The organism is Paraburkholderia terrae (assembly GCF_002902925.1).
GTDB classification, from domain to species: Bacteria; Pseudomonadota; Gammaproteobacteria; order Burkholderiales; family Burkholderiaceae; genus Paraburkholderia; species Paraburkholderia terrae.
In genome coordinates, this window is sequence record NZ_CP026113.1 from 873,588 (window position 1) to 892,907 (window position 19,320).

General features: G+C 63.4%; 15 protein-coding genes. All 15 read right to left on the minus strand.

The features are described 5' to 3' along the window. Nucleotides 1-11: 11 nt before the first annotated feature. The 15 genes from C2L65_RS33795 to C2L65_RS33865 all read right to left on the minus strand — a co-directional run bounded on the left by C2L65_RS33795 (nt 12) and on the right by C2L65_RS33865 (nt 19,314). Nucleotides 12-299 (minus strand): gamma-butyrobetaine hydroxylase-like domain-containing protein, encoded by a 288-nt coding sequence (locus tag C2L65_RS33795; protein ID WP_042311869.1) that lies wholly within the window; start codon nt 297-299, stop codon nt 12-14. Next, nucleotides 296-1,291: a HEAT repeat domain-containing protein gene (locus tag C2L65_RS33800; protein WP_042311867.1), complete on the minus strand. Its 996-nt coding sequence runs from the start codon at nt 1,289-1,291 to the stop codon at nt 296-298. The genes C2L65_RS33795 and C2L65_RS33800 overlap by 4 nt, the downstream gene beginning before the upstream one ends. A gap of 29 nt (nt 1,292-1,320) precedes the next feature. Then, nucleotides 1,321-2,112: an ABC transporter ATP-binding protein gene (locus C2L65_RS33805; RefSeq protein WP_042311866.1), complete on the minus strand. Its 792-nt coding sequence runs from the start codon at nt 2,110-2,112 to the stop codon at nt 1,321-1,323. Beyond that, the gene (locus C2L65_RS33810; RefSeq protein WP_042311864.1) at nt 2,109-2,954 is read right to left on the minus strand and encodes an ABC transporter permease; all 846 of its coding nucleotides are present in this window, start codon (nt 2,952-2,954) and stop codon (nt 2,109-2,111) included. Before C2L65_RS33810 ends, C2L65_RS33805 begins: the two co-directional genes overlap by 4 nt. Nucleotides 2,955-2,991: 37 nt before the next feature. Next, a complete protein-coding gene (locus C2L65_RS33815; protein WP_042311862.1) occupies nt 2,992-4,425 on the minus strand; it encodes an ABC transporter substrate-binding protein in 1,434 nt (477 codons plus the stop codon). 64 nt (nt 4,426-4,489) lie between these two features. Beyond that, nucleotides 4,490-4,735, minus strand: coding sequence for a 4Fe-4S dicluster domain-containing protein (locus C2L65_RS33820; RefSeq protein ID WP_035995390.1), 246 nt, complete (start codon nt 4,733-4,735; stop codon nt 4,490-4,492). A 14-nt stretch (nt 4,736-4,749) separates the two neighbouring features. Further along, a complete protein-coding gene (locus C2L65_RS33825; protein ID WP_042311860.1) occupies nt 4,750-6,516 on the minus strand; it encodes a fumarate reductase/succinate dehydrogenase flavoprotein subunit in 1,767 nt (588 codons plus the stop codon). Then, a complete protein-coding gene (locus tag C2L65_RS33830) occupies nt 6,513-7,304 on the minus strand; it encodes a GntR family transcriptional regulator (RefSeq protein ID WP_042311858.1) in 792 nt (263 codons plus the stop codon). Before C2L65_RS33830 ends, C2L65_RS33825 begins: the two co-directional genes overlap by 4 nt. 119 nt (nt 7,305-7,423) lie before the next feature. Next, nucleotides 7,424-10,963 (minus strand): efflux RND transporter permease subunit, encoded by a 3,540-nt coding sequence (locus C2L65_RS33835; RefSeq protein WP_042311857.1) that lies wholly within the window; start codon nt 10,961-10,963, stop codon nt 7,424-7,426. Between the two features lie 1,102 nt (nt 10,964-12,065). Continuing rightward, nucleotides 12,066-12,407 carry a hypothetical protein gene (locus C2L65_RS45750; RefSeq protein WP_158660418.1) on the minus strand — a complete coding sequence of 114 codons (342 nt, stop codon included), beginning with the start codon at nt 12,405-12,407 and terminating at the stop codon, nt 12,066-12,068. A gap of 11 nt (nt 12,408-12,418) precedes the next feature. Then, entirely contained in the window at nt 12,419-13,375 is a 957-nt protein-coding gene (locus tag C2L65_RS33845; RefSeq protein ID WP_042311698.1) for a D-2-hydroxyacid dehydrogenase, read from the minus strand. A gap of 26 nt (nt 13,376-13,401) precedes the next feature. After that, complete coding sequence (tkt, locus tag C2L65_RS33850; protein WP_042311716.1) at nt 13,402-15,378, minus strand: transketolase; 1,977 nt, start codon at nt 15,376-15,378, stop codon at nt 13,402-13,404. Nucleotides 15,379-15,492: 114 nt separating this feature from the next. Further along, on the minus strand, nt 15,493-17,352 hold the full coding sequence (locus C2L65_RS33855; RefSeq protein WP_042311701.1) for a TRAP transporter large permease: 1,860 nt from the start codon (nt 17,350-17,352) through the stop codon (nt 15,493-15,495). A 5-nt stretch (nt 17,353-17,357) separates the two neighbouring features. Beyond that, entirely contained in the window at nt 17,358-18,401 is a 1,044-nt protein-coding gene (locus C2L65_RS33860; RefSeq protein ID WP_042311704.1) for a TRAP transporter substrate-binding protein, read from the minus strand. A 148-nt stretch (nt 18,402-18,549) separates the two neighbouring features. After that, the gene (locus C2L65_RS33865; protein ID WP_042311706.1) at nt 18,550-19,314 is read right to left on the minus strand and encodes an SDR family NAD(P)-dependent oxidoreductase; all 765 of its coding nucleotides are present in this window, start codon (nt 19,312-19,314) and stop codon (nt 18,550-18,552) included. Between the last annotated feature and the right edge of the window lie 6 nt (nt 19,315-19,320).

Genomic DNA, 19,320 nt, shown 5'->3' on the forward strand with positions numbered 1-19,320 from the left:
ACATGCGTGAATCAGAGCGTTGCTGGCAAGCGTTCCAGAAATTCCCACGGGAAAATGCCACGTTCGTGGCTGTCGCTGAACAGCAGTTGGACGCCGTATCCGGCGGGGCGAACGTCCAGCACGGCGATGTCGTCCGGGACGACGGGCTCAGCACCACGCAGGCGTAGACGCTTGCATTCGGCGCAAGGGCAAAGCTGCCGCAACACGCGATGCGTGACACACTGTGTCGCGCCGTCGGGCCAATGCAGCGTCAACGTGTGCGCTGCTTGGTCGATCTCGATGTGCCGGGGCGTTTTCATCGCGCGCTTTGCCCGATCTGCTGCAACGCGATCCGCACAGCCTTGCGGACTTCGGGATCGGCGTCGTTGAGTGCGTGTTCCAGCGGGGGTATCACTGATGGGTCGCGCAGTTCGCCTAGCGCGAGCGCCGCTTCCTTGCGCAAGTTGCTGATCGTGTGTGGAAGAAGTGCGACGAGCGGCTGCGCGGCGGCGCGGTCGCCCAGTTGACCCAAAGCTCGCGCCGCGCGCAGGCGCACTTGCCAGTAGGCGTCATCGAGCGCGGCAATCAGCGTGTCGCGGGCGGATTGCACACGCAGCTTGCCTAGCGTCGTTGCGGCTTCTTCGCGGACTTGCCACGCCGAATCGGCGAGCGTATGCAGCAGCGCGTCGGCTATCGCGGCATCGTCCGCTGGCGCGAAACCCAATGCGCCGACGGCCGCGCGGCGAATCTCCGCGCTGGTGTCACGCGTCGCGACACGCGCGAGCGGCACGAGCGCGCGTGAGTCCTTGAGCCAGCCGAGCACGCCGACAGCTTCGATGCGTACGCCTGGATCGTCGTGATCGAGCGCGCGTACTGCGGCTGAAAACGCGTCGGCATAACGCAGTTCGCGCAATGCGCGCAGTATGGCCGCTTTCACGAACGGCTCGGGATGATCGACCCACGCGCACAACACTTCGCCGGAAGACGCGTCCTTCAACGCCGACAGACTCGACGCAGCCGCTTCGCGCACATCGCGTTCCGCATCGGTCAACGCCTCGCACAACGCCGCGACGATCTCCCGTTGCTCCCATGCGCCGAGCACGCGCGCCGCTTCGCTGCGCACGTCGGCGGACTCATCGTGCTTCAGCGCGGCGACGATGGGTTGCAGCGCATCGGGGTCTTCGAGGTCGGCGAGTTCGAGCAGCGCGATGCGTCGCACGACGGCATCGGCATCCGCGAGACGCGGCAGTAACGCCGCCGCTTCTGGCGCGAGTGTTTGGGGATCGTAGGTCAGAATGGTCGGGTCGGTCATGGACGATCAAAGTGTGAAGTTGCGCGGCGTCATGCCATCTCGCGCAGCAGTGCAAGGCACTGGCGCTTGATATCGATGAAGGCGGGGTCGAGCGTCGTATCGTCGCGGCGCGGGCGCGGCAACGGCACAGGAATATCCGCGACCACGCGTGCCGGGCGCTGCGAAAGCATCAGGATACGGTCGGCGAGAAACAGCGCTTCTTCGATGTCGTGTGTGACGAACACGATAGTGGTGCGCACCTTCGCCCAGATATCGAGCAGCAACGTCTGCATCATGCGGCGCGTTTGCGCGTCGAGCGCGCCGAATGGCTCGTCCATCAACAGCACGCGCGGCCGGTTGATCAGCACGCGCGCGATCTCGACGCGCTGCTGCATGCCGCCCGATAGCTGCGCCGGATAGTGCGAGTCGAAGCCGCCGAGCCCGACGAGTTCCAGCAGTTCCGCAGCCTGCCTGCGCCGCTCGCTCGCGCCGAGTCCCTTCATCTTGAGACCGAAGGCGACATTGTCGATGACGCGCTTCCACGGAAACAGCGTGTGCTGCTGAAACACGAGGCCGCGTTCGGGATGCGGACGGTCGACAGCTTCATCGTCGACGGCGATCATGCCTTGCGTCGCGGCGATGTGGCCCGCTATCGCGCCGAGCAAGGTCGACTTGCCGCAGCCCGAAGGGCCGAGCACGCAGACGAACTGACCGGGCGCGATATCGACGTCGAGGCCGTCGAGCGTCGCGATGCGTGCATGCGGCGGCCCGACTTCGACGGCCAGCCCGCGCACGCTGATGCTGGCCGCCGTGGTGGCGGCTTCAATGGCGACGCTGCTCATCGGCGGGTCTCCTGCAGTCTGTACCACGGCGTCAGCGCGACACCGAGACGTTTGACGAGCACGCTGCTGCCCATTCCGAGCGCGCCGATCAGCGCCATGCCGACGACGATATCCGGGTAGTTCTGCAACGTGTACGACTCCCACGTGAAATAGCCGATGCCGTATTGGCCCGCGATCATTTCAGCCGTCACGAGACAAAACCACGCGGTCCCCATGCCGATTGCGAGGCCCGTGAAAATCGCGGGCGCGGCGCCCGGCAGTATCACTTCCGTATAGAGCGCAAGCGGTTTCGTACCGAGGCTCCGAGCCGTCGCAACAAGCCGTGGATCGACGCCTTCCACGCCATGCACGGTGTTGAGCAGGATCGGGAACAGTGCGCCGATGAACGTGATGAACATCATGCTGAGTTCCGATGACGGAAACATCAGGATCGCGAGCGGTATCCACGCGACGGCGGGAATTGGGCGCAGCACTTCGAGCGCGGGCAGCGCGGTATCTTCGACGGCGCGGTAGCGGCCGATCGCGAGACCGAGGCCGACGCCGACCACAGCCGCGACACAGAAGCCCGCCAGCACGCGCCAGATGCTTGCGGCCAGATGCATCGGCAGCTTCGGCGAATGCAGCAGCGACCACAGGGCGGGCAGGGCATCGGAAGGCGCGGGCACGTTCGCGAACGTGATGAAGCCTGCCGACAGCCTGAAGTACACGGCCAGTTGCCAGAGCGCGACGCATGCGGCGAGCGACGCCGCGCGCCATACGCGACGTTTGGTCGTTGGGGCGAAGCGGGGCGCGCGCTGGCGTGTCGATTCGCGTCTGTCGCGGAGTTCAAAGGTGGCGGCCATAGACGTTTTCCCGATGTGGCGTGACGATGAAACGCGCTCAGCGCGACGCGACGGCTTGCGCCGCGCCCGTTTTCGCGGCGGCATAATCGACGACGGAGCCTGACACCTGTTGCGCGTACTGGTCGGCACCGGCTTTCAGCAGGAAGGCGGTGATCGCGCCATGTGCGTCCTTCACGTACCACGCCTGGTTCGCGAACAGCTTTAGGCCGTTTGCGTGATCGTGAACGAACACGGCGCGCACCTTGCCGCCCGACTGCTCGATCTTGCCGAGCGCCCCGAACGCTTCATCCACCGAGGCGTAATTGCGGACCTTCGCTTCGTTGTCGAGCCACACCTGGGCGACGTCGTTGAAGTCGCGAATTGGCTTGCCTGTCACGGCGTCGTTGGCGACGAGCGGTTGCTTCGCGTAGTTCTTCAGTGCGGCGTCGTAGTCGAGACCGGACTCCTTGAACGCCTGGCGGATATAGCGGTCGTCGATGAACGTGTTCACATCCAGATCGACGTCCGTTTTCTTCAGCAGCTTGAGCGTTTCGATTGCGGTCGCCGTGGCCTGCCGGTACTCCGGCTTCCATGTGAGGTCGCGTGTCTGAAGGCCAAGCGGGCCGTGATACAGATAATCGACGGGTGCTTCGATGCCCGTCGTCTTCTGGATCAGCAAGCTGTATTTCTCGGGGTCTTGCGCGATCAGACGGTTCGCCTCGATGGCGGCGCGCAGATACGCGACGACCACTTCGGGGTACTTCTGCGCATAGGCTGCATCGACGAGCGCGCCGTGATACGTGGGCACATGGCTTTGCGCGCCGTCGTAAATCTTGCGCGCGATGCCGCGATAAGGAAACAGATCCGCGAACGGCACGAAGTCCGCATGCGCGTCGATCTTGTTCGCCTTCAGCGCGCTGCCCGCCACTTCCGGCGCTTGCGTGATGATGTTCACGTCCGTTTCGGGGTTCCAGCCTTGTGCCTTGATCGCGCGCAGCAGCATGCCGTGCGACGTCGAGGCGAACGGCACGGAAATCGTTTTGCCCTTGAGGTCGGCGATCGAACGGATCGGCGAATTCTCAGGCACGACGATGCCGTTGCCGCTGCCCTCCACGCTGCCAGACAATACGGTAATGAACTCGCTCTTGCGGCCCGCTTTCTGGAACGCCGCGCCGTTCAGCGAGCCCGGAAAATCCGCCATCACGCCGAAGTCGAGCTTGCCTGCGACCATCTCGTTCGTGATCGGCGCACCGGACGTGAAGTCCTTCCATTGCACGTCGTAGGTCACGTCCTTGTATTTGCCCGTGTGCGGCAGATACTTGTCGAGCAGATTCAGTTCACGGATCAGCAGGCCGCCTGTCGCGCAGTTGATCGTCGTGTCCTGCGTGCCGATGGCGACGCGGATCGTTTCGGCATGCGCCGAGCCAGCAGTGAATGCGAGGGCGAGGGAAGCAACGGAAATGAAATGCGGTAGAGCGTGGCGGAGGGTCATGATGTCGGCTCTTTCGTTGGTATCAAGGCAAGGACAGTGAGTGCTGAATGCTCGCGTCGTCTCGCTAGCGCAGCAGATAAGGAATATCGACTTTCACGGCGCCCGTCGGGCAATCCTGTTCGCACGGCATGCAGTACCAGCATTCATCGAACTGCATATAGGCCTTGCCTTTGCTGACGTCGATCGCGAGCAGATCGAGCGGGCACACGTCCACGCATACCGTGCAGCCTTTATCGGCGATGCATTTGCTTTCGTCGATCGTGACGGGTGCCGCGCTTCGATGAAGAATGTCGTGTGGGGTGAAGGACATCGCGGGTGCTCCTGTCAGGCGGTCACATCGGCGAGCGCCTGGGCGTTCGCGCGCGGATCGGGTTTGTCGTCGTGAATGCGCAGGTTGCTGTATGAGCCGCGTTCACGTTCGTCGAGCGGCACGATGTATGGCTCGACCGCGCGTTTCTCGCTGGTCATGCGGCCCGATGCATCCTTGCGCAGATGCGTATGGCAGAACCAGTCGGCGTCGTTGCGCTGCGGATAATCGACGCGATGGTGATACAGGCCCCAGCGGCTTTCCGTGCGATACAGCGACGCCCGCGCGGCCATTTCGGCGCAATCGCGGATGGCACGGACTTCGGCGGCGCGCATCAGTTCATGCGGATGCGTGGCCTTGACCGACGCGATGTCGTCGGCGATTTCCTCGAAGCGTTGCAGGCCGATTTCCATCTTGCGCGTCACCTTGGGCGGCTGCAGATAGTCGTTGACCATGCGGCGCAGCTTGTACTCGACCTGCGCAGGCGCAAGCCCATGCTCGCGTTCGAGCGGCGCATAGACGCGCGTGTGTTCGGCATCGATCTGTTCTTGATCGAGCGGCGCGTGTTCGCGGCCCGCAACGAAGGCGGCTGCGCTCTGACCTGCAAACCAGCCATATGTGAACGCACCGAGCATGTAGTTGTGCGGCACGGCGGCCATGTCACCGGCAGCGTAAAGGCCGCCCACCGTCGTCTCGGCGCGCTCGTTGACGTACACGCCCGACGCGCTGTGCCCGCTGCAAAAGCCGATCTCGGAGATATGCATCTCGACCATCTGCTGCCGGTAATCGGTGCCGCGTCCCGCGTGAAAGCGCCCACGGCTTGGACGTTCGTTCGTGTGCAGGATCTGCTCGATGGTCTGGATGGTTTCTTCGGCGAGGTGATCGAGCTTGAGAAACACCGGGCCGTTGCCGCTCTGGAGTTCCTGATAGAACTCCCACATCATCTGCCCGCTCCAGTAATCGCATTCGATAAAGCGTTCGCCTTTACCGTTCGCCGTGAAGCCGCCCAGCGGACCCGTCACATACGCGCAGGCGGGGCCGTTATAGTCCTTGATCAACGGGTTGATCTGGAAGCATTCGAGATTCGCCAGCGCCGCGCCCGCGTGATAGGCCATCGCGTAGCCATCGCCTGCGTTGGTCGGGTTCTCGTACGTGCCCATCAGGTAGCCGGAGGCGGGCAAGCCGAGCCGGCCCGCCGCGCCGCACGACAGAATCACTGCTTTCGCACGAACCACGTAGAACTCGGCCGTGCGGCAATCGAATCCCATCACGCCATTCACATTGCCCTGCGCGTCGGTCAACAGGCGCGTCGCAACGATGCGATTCGTGATCGCGATGCGCGCGCGTTTCAGTTGCCGGTACAGCACTTTCTTGATGTCGTGTCCTTCGGGCATTGGCAGCACATACGAGCCCATGTGATGCACTTTCTTGACCGCGTAATCGCCCGTGCCGTCCTTTTCGAACTTCACGCCCCAACGGTCGAGTTCCTCGATGGTCTTGAAGCTGTGCTTCGCGTAGGCGTAGACGGCGGCCTGATCGACGATGCCGTCGTTGGCGATCGTGATTTCGCGCGTGTATTGCTCGGGTGTCGCATGGCCCGGAATGACGGCATTGTTCAGACCGTCCATGCCCATCGATATCGCACCGCTGCGTTTGACGTTGGCTTTTTCGAGCAGCAAGACCTTCAGGTTCGGATTGGCTTCCTTCGCCTTGACAGCGGCCATCGGTCCCGCCGTTCCACCGCCGACCACGACGATGTCGTATTCGAGTACATGGGTGTTCATCGTGCATTCCTCGTTGCTTTGTGCTTCGCGTTTTTGCCCGCTTTTTCGCGGTCGATACGGAAGCGGTACTGAAACGCATCGCCGCGAAAGTACAGATGTTCGTAGTCGATCGGCGTGCCTGCCGCGTCGTGCGTGAGTCGGTCGATGCGCAACACGGGGCTGCCTTCCTCGACCCGCAGCGCGTCGACGATTTCGTCGTCGGCGAGGATCGCGTCGATCGCGACATCCGCATGGCCGAGCGGCACGCCGCAGTCGTTTTCGAGGATCAGGAAGATGTCGCGCGTGACGAGATCGGCATTCGCCAGGCGCGTGCCGAGCGCTTCGGGAAGCCACGTCAGTTCGAGCGATACGGGCTCGCGGTTGAGCAGCCGCACGCGATGGATTTCCGTGACGGGCGCGCCTTCTTCGAGGCCGAGGCGCGCGGCCACGTTGCGATCGGCTTCCACGACGCGAAAGCTGCGCAGCTGGTTGACGATCTCATAGCCCATCGACGACATCGCTTCCGCAAAGCCCTGCAGCGAACTCACGTTCTGAAACGCCTTGGGTTTCGATACGAACGTGCCTTTACCGTGCAGCTTGAACAACAGGCCTTCTTTTTGCAGGTCGCCGAGCGCCTGGCGTACGGTGATGCGGCTCACGCCGTACATCGCGCAGAGTTCGTGCTCGGACGGCATCTGCGAATGCGGCGCATAGGTGCCGTCGAGAATCTGCACGCGCAGCGCATCTTTGATCTGCGCGTAGAGCGGAACGGAGGCGACGGGGGCGAGGGGGCTGGCCGGTTTCGACATGGCTCAACTTGTTATGACAAGATGAGTTGCAGTCTAGTGAACGCTATCTGGCGGCCAAACCAACTATTTCTGCTATCTATTTGAGCAAACGGCGGGAATGGATCGCGCCATCCGGGTATTTACTGAAGCGCTCGCCGCGCAAAGCGCGAGCGCAGCCAGACGCCGAGGCGGTCGACATACAGATACACCACGGGCGTCGTATACAGCGTCAGTATCTGGCTCACGATCAATCCGCCGACAATCGAAATGCCCAGCGGCCGCCGCAGATCGGCGCCTTCGCTGCTGCCGAGCGCGAGCGGCAGCGCGCCGAGCAGCGCGGCGCAGGTCGTCATCATGATGGGGCGAAAGCGCATCAGGCTCGCGTGGTAGATCGCGTCGCGCGGCGACATGCCCGAGCGCGACGCGTCGATTGCGAAGTCGACCATCATGATCGCGTTCTTCTTGACGATGCCGATCAGCAAAATGACGCCGATCAGCGACATCACCGTGAACTCGACATGAAACAGCATCAGCGCGAGCAGCGCGCCGACGCCCGCTGAGGGCAGCGTCGACAGAATGGTCAGCGGATGCGCGTAGCTTTCGTACAGCACGCCGAGCACGATATACACGGACAGCAGCGCGGCGGCCACGAGCAAAGGTTCGTCCGACAGCGACTGCTGGAAGGTACGCGCCGTGCCTTCGAAGCTCGCGTGAAGTGACGCGGGCATGCCGATGTCGATCATCGTGCGGTTGATGGCCGTCATCGCTGTCGAGAGCGATTCATGCGGGGGCAGGTTGAAGGAGATCGTCGTGGCGACGAAACTGCCCTGATGGTTCACGCCGAGCGCGGTGTGGCCCGGTTTGAAGCGCGCGAACGCGCTGAACGGAATCATCGTTTCCTGCGCGGTGCTGACGGACGTGCCCGCCGATGCGCTGGAATGGCCGCTTGCCGCGAGCGAATTGATTGCGAGGTTGCGGGCCGAGTCGCCGGCGACGGTCGCGGCGCTACTCGTTGTGGTCGAGGTCGTGCCGCTCGTACTTGTGCTGTTCAGCGCGGGAACGGCTAGCGCGAACGGCGTTGCGCCCGCAGTGGGAAGCGTGACGGTGACGTCGGATGCCGCGCTCGTGCTGCTGGCTGCGTCGGCGCTCGTCGCGGACGCGGCACTTGTAGACGCTGCGATAGGTTCAGTAGGCGTCGCCGTGCCGCCTGGCGTCGTGACAGCCTGCGCAAATCCGGCAGCCTGCGCGGCATTCGAACTGCCTTGTGACGTGCTCGCGGCGGTCGGGCCGCTGACTGTACCCGCGACGAAGTTCGTCGACTGCGTGCCGCTCGGTGAGCCTCCCGACGTGCTGACATACAGATCGTTCAGCGTCTCCGGATGCTGCCAGTAACGCGGCGCGACTTCCATCACCACATAGTATTGGTTCATCGGGTTGTAGATCGTCGAGACGAGCCGTTGACCGTACGCGTCGTACAGCGTGTTGTCGATCTGCGCGGGCGTGATGCCGAGGCGCGCGGCCGTCGCGCGGTCGATATCGACATCGGCTTCGAGTCCGCTTTGTTGCTGGTCGGAGTTGACGTCTTCGAGTTCGGGCAGCGACTGCAACGCCTGAGTCAGGCGCGGCGCCCATTTGTACACGTCGGCGCTCGTGTCGCCTAGCAGCGTCAACTGATACTGCGCGTTACTCTGCCTGCCGCCTACGCGAATGTCCTGCACGGGTTGCAGATAAAGACGCGCGCCCGCCACTTCGTTCAACTTGGGACGCAGCCGCGCGATCACCTCATCGGCAGTCTGGTCGCGTTTTGACAGCGGTTTCAGTGACACAAACACAAAACCCGTATTGGTCTGACGTCCGCCTGTGAAGCCGACCACGCTCGCCACCGCAGGGTCCGAGCGGACGATTTGCATCAGTTGCTTGAGCTTCGTTTCCATCGCCTGAAACGACACACTCTGATCTCCCTGAATGCCGCCGATCAAACGCCCGGTGTCTTCCTGCGGGAAAAAACCCTTGGGAATCTCGATGTAGAGAAACACGTTCAACGCGATGGTGACGAGCAGCAACGACATCATCAGCAACGGATGGCGCAGCGACCAGTCGAGCGTCCGCGCGTAACCTTCGCGCATGCGTTCCAGCGGCTGCGTAAGCAAATGCGGGAGACGTTGCATACGCGATGCGTTGCCGCCGTTATCGCGCTTTGTGCTCGCAAGCAGCTGTGAACACATCATGGGTGTCGTCGTGAGCGATACGGCGAGCGAGACGAGTATCGCAACCGATAGGGTCACCGCAAACTCTCGAAACAGCCGCCCGATGATGCCGCCCATCAGCAGGATCGGAATGAACACGGCAATAAGCGAAATCGAAATCGACAGCACGGTGAAGCCGACTTCGCGGGCGCCGAGCAGCGCCGCCTGCATGCGCGACTTGCCCGCTTCGAGATGCCGCGCGATGTTTTCGAGCACGACGATCGCATCGTCGACGACGAAGCCCGTTGCCACGGTCAAGGCCATCAGCGACAGATTGTCGATCGAATAGCCGAGCAGATACATGACCGCAAACGTGCCGACGATCGACACGGGGACGGCCGCGCTCGGAATCAACGCGGCCCGCGCGCTGCCGAGAAAGAAGAACACGACGAGTATCACCAGCACGACGGCGATCAGCAGAGTGGCTTCCGTGTCGCGCAGCGAGGCGCGGATCGTCGTCGAGCGGTCGGAGGCTTCGAGGATGTCGACATCGGCGGGCAGCGCGGGCTTGAGTTGCGCGACGGTCGCGCGGATGCCGTCGACGGTACTGATGATGTTCGCGCCGGGCTGCCGGTAAAGCATCACCAGCACCGACGGCTGGTTGTCGCCTGCGAGGCCGAGATTGCGCAGATCCTCGACGGAATCGACGACTTCGGCGACGTCCGACAGGCGCACGGCTGCGCCGTTGCGATATGCGATCACGAGGTTTTTGTATTGCGCGGCGGTGCGCGCCTGATCGTTCGCATAGAGCTGGAAGCGCCTGCCTTCGCTTTCGATGATGCCTTTGGGACTGTTGGCATTCGCCGATGCGAGCGCCGCGCGAACGTCTTCGAGGCCTATGCCGTAGTGATAGAGCGCGGTCGGATTCAACTCGACGCGCACGGCGGGATTGGCCGAGCCGTTCACGTCCACTTCACCGACGCCGGGCAATTGCGACAGCGACTGCACGAGTATCGTCGACGCGAGATCGTAGAGCTTCGCCTGCGTGAGCGTGTGTGACGTGAGGGAGAGAATGAGGACGGGCGCGTCGGCGGGATTGACCTTGCGATAGGTCGGATTGCTCTTGAGGCTCGACGGCAGATCGGCGCGTGCGGCGTTGATCGCGGCCTGCACGTCGCGCGCGGCGCCGTCGATGTTGCGGTCGAGGCCGAATTGCAGCGTGATGCGCGTCATGCCTACGGAGCTTTGCGAGGTCATTTCGGTGACGTCGGCGATCTGTCCGAGATGCCGTTCGAGTGGACTCGCGACGCTGTTCGCAACTGTGTCGGGACTTGCGCCGGGCAGACTGGCCTGCACGGAGATGGTCGGGAAATCGACTTGCGGCAGCGGCGCAACGGGAAGCCGGGCGAAAGCGAATATGCCTGCGAGCGCGATGCCAAGGGAAAGCAGCGTCGTCGCCACTGGGCGTTCGATAAAGGGACGCGAAAGGTTCATCAGCGGTTGTCAGAGGCGGCCCGTGCGTGAGGGCATGCGGCGGGCGGGGTGACAACGATGCTAGGGGTGTCCGCCTGAGGGCGGGTTACGGAGGTGTTGTTTTGCGTTACCGCTTGTCGCGGTGGAAACAGATGTCAGTTTTGTTGTTCGGGGGAATGGGGCTGACTGTCTGCGACGCTTTCCTTCTGCTAGCCTTGTTTGGCTGATTAGCGGCTGGTGCAGCAGCATGTGGTGGCCATGCGCGGCTTGTGTTGGACGTAAGTAGTCTTTATGGGTATTGCAAGCCGTGCGCTGGCGGTTCGTTAGAATTCATGTGGCACCTTCGCGGTGCGGGCGGTTTGGTTTTTTTTGGGTTTTCGCTGGTCTCCGTGGAGTGGTGTTTGCTGCGCAAGTGGTTTGGTTTTTTGCCTTCGCGCTGGCATCCGCGTTATGTCTTCGTGGCGCGGCTGGTTTGGTTTGCCTGTTCTTGCGCTGGCATCCGCGCTTCGTTAGCGTGCTTCAAGCGTCGCCCCTGTGCGGGGCGGCACCTACTTTTCTTTGCCGCCGCAAAGAAAAGTAGGCAAAAGAAAGCGGCTCACACCGCCAACATTTCTTCCTGCCTGAGGGCCCCCAACGGGTCTTACGCTTCATACGGCAATCATGTGACCCACGTTCGTTGCCAGCGCTCTTGCGGTGCGCTTCACCCGCTTCAGACTCCCGTACTACGGCATGCCGCGCCAGATATTCCACGGCCGCCCAGGTGGAAAACTGTGTGTAGGCCGTAGTGCTTCGCACGCCTCACTTCGGACCCGATAGCGCACGCCTCGATGTAAGAGCGCCGAGCTATACGCCGCGACAACCTACACACAGTTTGCCACCTGGGCGGCGCAAACCATTCGCTGCCGCTCGCTCGTGTATGGGAATTCGAAGCGGGTGAGGCGCTCATTCAAAGCGTTGGCAACGAGCACCAACCAGGGCACTGCCGTGTGAAGCGTGGGGACGTTGAGGGCCCGTGGACAAGAACACGGGCTGGCGGTGTGAGCCGCTTTCTTTTGCCTACTTTTCTTTGCGGCGGCAAAGAAAAGTAGGTGCCGCCCCGCACAGGGGCGACGCGGGAAGCACGCTAACAAAGCGCGGATGCCAGCGCAAAGGCCAGAACAACGAAACCGCCCGCACAGCGAAGACCCAACCCGGATGCCAGCGCAAAGGCCAGAACAACGAAACCGCCCGCACAGCGAAGACCCAACCCGGATGCCAGCGCAAAGGCCAGAACAACGAAACCGCCCGCACAGCGAAGACCCAACCCGGATGCCAGCGCAAAGGCCAGAACAACGAAACTGCCCGCACAGCGAAGACCCAACCCGGATGCCAGCGCAAAGGCCACAACAACGAAACCACCCGCACAGCAAAGACACAACCCAGATGCCCGCGCAAAGCCCAGAACACCGACCAGCGTCGCAGACAAGAAACCTCGCACTACACGACCACATTCACTGGCGCGCCGCCGACAAACCTCGCAATGTTATCCATCAACTGATCCGCCAGCGCCTGCTGCGCCTCATCCGATGCCCACGCGACATGCGGCGTCACAATCACATTCGGGCGACTCGCAATACGCATCAGCGGATTATCATCCCCAGGCGGCTCGCCAGACAGCACATCAAACCCAATGCCGCTAATCAGCCCTTCATCGAGTGCGCGCACCAGCGCATCCTCATCAACGAGCCCACCACGTGCCGTGTTAATAATGAGCGGCTTGCGCTTCATCGCGCGAAACTCTTCCATAGCGAGCATGCCGCGCGTTCGCGGCGTCAGCGGGCTATGAATCGTGATGATGTCGCTCGTCGCGAGCACTTCGTCCCACGGCGTATAAAGCGGACCCAGCCCATCGCGGCCCTTGTGCGCCGCAAATAGCGTACGCATGCCGAACGCCTTGCCGATCTCGGCAACCCGCTGCCCAAGCACGCCTTCTCCGATGATGCCGAGCGTCATGCCGCCGAGATCATGTATCGCGTGATTGAAGAAGCAGAACTGCCCGGACTTCTGCCACTCGCCATTCAACACGTCGTCGCGATACGCGATCAGATTGCGCCGCAGCGCGAGCATCAACGCGAACGTATGCTCGGGCACGGTGTTCACCGCGTAGCCGCGAATGTTCGACACGCGGATGCCGTGCTTTTCGCACGCTTCCTTGTCGACGCAATCGGTCCCCGTCGCGGCGACGGCCACGAGCTTCAGCGACGGCAAGCGGGCGAGCGTATCGGCAGTGAGCGGCACCTTGTTCGTGATGGCGATGGTCGCGCCTTCCAGACGCGCGACGACCTGATCCGCCTGGGTATGGTCGTACTCGATGAACTCGTGTTCGAACGACGGCCGCGTGAGCCGGATTTGCGGCGCGAGCGTCGCGCGGTCGAGAAAGACGATCTTCTGCATGCTGGTTCCTGTTGATGTCTGATCGGTCAGAGATGACGCTTGGCTTCCGCGACGATATGCGCGGGCGTAATGCCGAAGTGCTCATACAACGCTTCCGCCGGGCCGGATGCGCCAAATCCTGTCATGCCGACAAAGCCGCCGCGTTCGCCGAGATAGCGGTCCCAGCCGAATCGCACGGCCGCCTCGACGCCGACGCGGACCGTGTCCACGCCTAGCACAGCGCGGCGATACGCGTCGTCCTGTTCGTCGAACAGCTCCCAGCAGGGCAAAGAAACGACGGCAGTCGGAATGCCTTCCTGTTGCAGGCGTTCGCGTGCCGCAACCGCCAGCACGACTTCCGAACCCGTCGCGAGCAAGGTGACCACGCGCTGGCCGCCTTCGGCTTCGGCGAGCACGTAGCCGCCGCGCGCGCACAGGTTGTCCGCGCTCGAACGCGTGCGCACGAGCGGCAAGGTCTGTCGCGCGAACACCATCGTGCTCGGGCCGCTGCGATGCTCGTACGCGAGCGCCCAGCACTCGGCGGCTTCGACGGCATCGGCGGGACGGAACACGCGCATGTTCGGCATGGCGCGCAACGAGGCGAGAATCTCCACCGGCTGGTGCGTCGGCCCGTTCTTGCCGACGCCGATCGAATCGTGGCTGAACACGAACTTCACGGGCAGGCCCATCAGCGCAGCCATCCGCATCGCGGGGCGCTCGTAGTCGGCGAACGCGAGATAGGTGACGGCCAGCGGAATCACGCCGCCGTGCGCGGCCATGCCGTTCGCCATCGAGCCCATCACGTGTTCGCGCACGCCGCAATGCACGTAGGCGCCGCTGCGATCTTCGGCGGTGAAGGCGTGCAGGCTGCGCTTGTGGCTCGTCGGCGCTTCGAGGTCCGCGCAACCGACCATGCGCTCGGGTAGTGGCGCGAGTAGATCGTTGATCTCGGCGGAAATCATGATGCCCGCCTGGCCTTCGCCTTTTTCGATCGCCTGCTTTTTATAGTCTTCCAGCACGCGCTGCCAGCCTTCGGGCAAGCGGCCCGCCTGAATGCGCTCGAATTCGGCGCGTGCGTCGTCGGGCAAGGCGGCGAGACGTTCGTGCCACGCGAGGTATTCGCGTTCGCTGCGCCGGCCCGCTGCGCGCCATTCGTCGAGCACGTCGCGCGGAATGTCGAACGATGCGTGCGGCCAGTCCAGTTCGTTGCGCGCCGCATTGGCATCGGCTTCGAACAGCTTGCCGCTGTGACCGCCGCGTTGTCCCTGCAGACGCGCGATGCCGCGCGCGATCACCGTGCGGCAGGCGAGCATCGACGGGCGCGGATCGCGCTTCGCTTCTGCGAGTGCGGTGGCGAGCGCGTCGAGATCGTGGCCGTCGACTTCGATCACGTGCCAGCCCGCGACGCGAAAACGTTCGCTCACGTCTTCGCTGATTGACAGCGTGGTGCTGCCGTCGTCGGTGATGCGGTTGTCGTCCCAGCAGAGAATCAGCTTGCCGAGCTGTAGATGCCCTGCGAGCGAAATCATTTCCTGCCCGACGCCTTCCTGAAGGCAACCGTCGCCGACGAACGCATAGGTGTGGTGGTTGACGATCGCGTCGCCGAATTTCGCGTTCAGATACGCTTCGGCGACGGCCATGCCGAACGCGTTCGCGATGCCTTGCCCGAGCGGCCCTGTCGTGACCTCGATGCCAACGGCCGTATCGAACTCGGGATGCCCCTCGCAGTGCGAGCCCATTTCGCGGAACGAGCGGATCTGATCGATGCCAAACTGCGCGTAACCCGTCAGGTGCAGCAACGCATAGAGCAGCATCGAACCATGTCCGTTCGACAGCACGAAGCGGTCGCGATCGGGCCATTGCGGATCGGCGGGATTGAACTTCATGTGCTGCGTGAACAGGGCAGTCGCGATCTCGGCCATGCCGAGCGGCACGCCCTGATGGCCTTCGCCGGCGCGCACGATGGCGTCGATGGCCAGAAAACGGATCGCGTTGGCAAGCGGTCGCGTTTCGAGCGACGGCATGAGTGCGGACATGACTTCTCCTTGCCGCTGCGCGCATCGCGCGGCGGCTATGGCAAGTTGGATAGGGTAAAAAAAGAAGCGCGCTGCGTCGTGCAACGGACGCAGCGCAATGCGTCAGTGCAGGAACCCGATCGAGATCCACGGCACGGCGGCAACGACGATCAGACCGACGATCAGCGCGGCGATATAGCCGACGATCGGCTTCATGCCTTCGTCGGGATGAATGCGGCTCACCGCGCACGCCGAGTAGTAGCCGACGCCGAACGGCGGCGCGAACAGGCCCACGCCCATCGACAGAATCACGACCATCGCGTAATGCACGTCGTGAATGCCCATTTGCCGCGCGATGGGGAACATCAGCGGGCCGAACAGCACGATCGCGGGAATACCTTCGAGCACGCTGCCGAGCACGATGAACACCAGCATCGACGCGGCCATGAACATCGCGGCGCCGCCGGGTAAGCCGCCCAGCGTCTGCGCGAGCTGTCCCGAGAAGCCGGATTGCGTGAGCGCCCACGCCATGCCCGTCGCCGCGCCGATAATCAGCAGGATCGCGCCCGACAGCGCGGCCGTGTCGATCAGCATCGGCTTGAGCCGCGCCCATTCGAAGCGGCGATAGATCAGCAGACCCGCGAGCACCGCATACGCAATGCCGATCGTCGACACTTCCGTCGCGGTCGCGACGCCTTCCACCACGGCGAGCCGGATCACGAAGGGCAGCGCGAGCGCAGGCACGGCGATCGCGAGCTTGCGCAGGATTTCACCGCGTGTCGCGCGGCGCACGGCCGACAGATCGTCGCTGCGATAGCGCCACCAGACGACGCCGCACAACGTAATAGCGAGCACGATGCCGGGCAGCATGCCGCCCGTGAACAGCGCGGAGATCGACACGCCCGTCACCGAGCCGAGCGTGATCAGCACGAGGCTCGGCGGAATCGTCTCGGTCTGCGCGCCGGTAGCGGCGAGCAGCGCGACGAGGTCACCGGGCTTCGCGCCGCGCGCCTTCATCTCGGGGAACAGCACGGGTGCGATGGCGGCCATGTCGGCCGCTTTCGAGCCGGAGATGCCCGACACCAGATACATCGCGCCGACCAGCACATAAGAAAGACCGCCGCGCACGTGGCCGAGCAGGCTGGCGAGAAACGCGATCATCGCGTTGGCCATGCCCGTCATTTCGATCAGTTGCCCGAGGAACACGAAGAGCGGCACGGACAGCAGGATCAGATGCGACATGCCTTCGTCCATGCGCCCGACCACCACGCTGAGCGGCGTGCTCGTCGTCAGTGCGAGATAGCCGAAGGTCGCGAGCCCGAACGAGAACGCGATGGGCACGCCCGACAGCACGCACAACGCGACAAGGCCGACGAAGAAAATCAGCAGGTTCACGTTGCCCAGATCGTGCAGCAGCGGGCTCACCGCAACGAAGCCGCCCGCGATGGCCGCGACCAGCGCGAGCGCCGCAATCGTCATCTGCCAGTTGGAGGTGCGGATCAGACGCAGGCAGGCGACGGCCAGCATCAATGCGCAGCCGACGGGCAGGGCCGCGGCACGCCACGAGTTCGAGATTTCGAGCGCGGGCGTCGTGATGAAGCCTTCGTCCTGCGCGAACTCGACGGCGGGTCCGATCACCAGCAGCAGAAACGCCAAAGGTGCAGCGATCGCGACGACATCGAGAAACGCGCGCACGGCGGGCGACGCCTTGCCGACGAGCGCCGTCATCCGCATATGCTCGCCGCGACGCAAGGCGATGACGGCGCCGAGCATCGCCAGCCAGAGGAACAGCATCGACGCGAGTTCGTCGGACCAGACGAGCGGCGTGTGCAGCAGATAGCGGCTCGTGACGCCGGCGAGCAGCACGAAGATCTCGGCGACCACGAGCAGCGCAGCCGGAATCTCGACGACGTGCGCGAGCAGGTTGTCGATCACGCTGACGATACGGCGCGGCGACGGATGCGGGAAAGAGATGGTGTGCATGGCGTTTACACCAGTTTGCCGACGTACTTTTCGAGCAGGCTCCAGCCCTGGTCGCCGTATTTCCCTTTCCAGTCGCTATAGAAGCTCGTTTTGCGCAGCGCGTCGCGGAACGCTGGGCGGTCCACGTCGACGAGATTGACGCCCTTCGCCTTCAGATCGTTGCGCAGCGAGCCGTTGAGCTTCGCGATGTCCGCACGTTGCAGCATCCCGGCCGCTTCGAATTCGCGCGTGACGATCGCGCGCATGTCGGGCGGCAGTTTTTCCCACGCACGGCGGTTGCCGAGAATCCAGTAACCGTCCCACACGTGCGACGTGAGGCTGATCGATTTCTGCACTTCGTACAGCTTGGCCGTCGCAATGATGGGCAGCGCGTTTTCCTGTCCTTCGACAACGCCCGTTTGCAACGCCGAATACAGTTCGTTGAAGTTGATGGGGGCGGGGCCGGCGTCGAGCGCCTTGAAAAGGGACGTGAGCATCGGCGCCTGCGGCACGCGGATCTTGAAGCCCTTCAGGTCCGTAGGCGTCTTGATGACGCGCGTCGACGAACTGACCTGACGGAATCCGTTGTCCCATACCTTCGATACGGTCACGATGCCCGTCTTCTCGATCTGCGCGCGGACGTACGCGCCGAGGTCGCCGTCCATTGCTTTCCAGACGGTGTCGTAGTCGGGGAAGGCGAAGCCGGTGTTGACGATGCCCGCGGCGGGCGCGAGCGTCGCGAGAATCGACGATGCCTGGTTGAAGAACTCGACGCCGCCGCTGCGCACCTGCGACAGCAGATCGGTGTCCGAGCCGAGCTGGTTGGACGGGAATACCTTGATATCGAGCTTGCCGTTGGTCGCGGCGCGGATCTTGTCGCAGGCCTGTTGGGCGCGGACGTTGACCGGGTGGGTCGGGTCCTGGCCCGTCGCGAGCTTGTACGAGAAGTCGGCAGCTGACGCGCGGCGGATCGACAGGCCCCAGAGCGGCCCCGCGGCAGCGACGCTCGCGCCGGCTTTCAGAAAGGTGCGTCGGTCGATGCCGCGGCGGATAGTCGTGCGGTTGCTCATGATGTCTTCCTCCAATACGGATGTGATGCATCGGTATAGTTGTATTCGCGGACAACGTGCTCTGCGGCGCGTTTGCCTGTGTACGGCGACTGCGTTGTCGCGCGCGGCTGGCTTGACCCGGCCGCGCGTCGTTGGGGTTATCCGTGCGTCAGCCGTGGATCAGCATGCCGCCATTCACGTCGATGACGGCGCCCGTGATGTACGACGAAATCGGCGATGCGAGAAACAGAAATGCGCCTGCTACGTCGTCGGGCACACCGAGCCGGTTTAGCGGAATACCGGCAAGAATCTCGCCGCGCTTGTCGTCGGGAATCTTGCCTGCGTTGATGTCGGTTTGAATCAGGCCAGGCGTCACGCAGTTCACGCGGATGCCATCGGGACCGAGTTCGCGCGCCATCGCTTTGGCGAGTCCGAGCACGCCGGCTTTCGCTGCCGAATAGTGCGGGCCGCCGAGAATGCCGCCGCCGCGCTGCGCCGATACCGACGACATGCAGCCAATCGAGCCGCTTTTCTGCTTCTTCATCTGCGGCACGACGGCTTGCGACAGATACAACACGCCGCGCAGGTTCACATCGAGAATGCGGTCCCAGCTTTCAGAATCGATATCGAGCAGCTTCACGGCTTGCGTGATGCCTGCGTTGTTGATGAGCACGTCGATCGCGCCGAAGTCCGCGACGATCTGTTCAACGGCGGTTTGGCACGCCTGTTTGTCGGTGACGTTGCACACATAGCCGCGATGCTCGGGGCCGATCGACGCCGCTGCATCCCGTGCCGCCGACGCGTCGAGATCGAGGATCGCGATTTTCGCGCCGTGCTGCGCGAACATGCGCGCGGTGGCCATGCCGATGCCACGCGGCGATGCGGCGCCGGAAATAACGGCGACCTTGCCGTCGAGAAGACGCGACTCTGACATGATGCT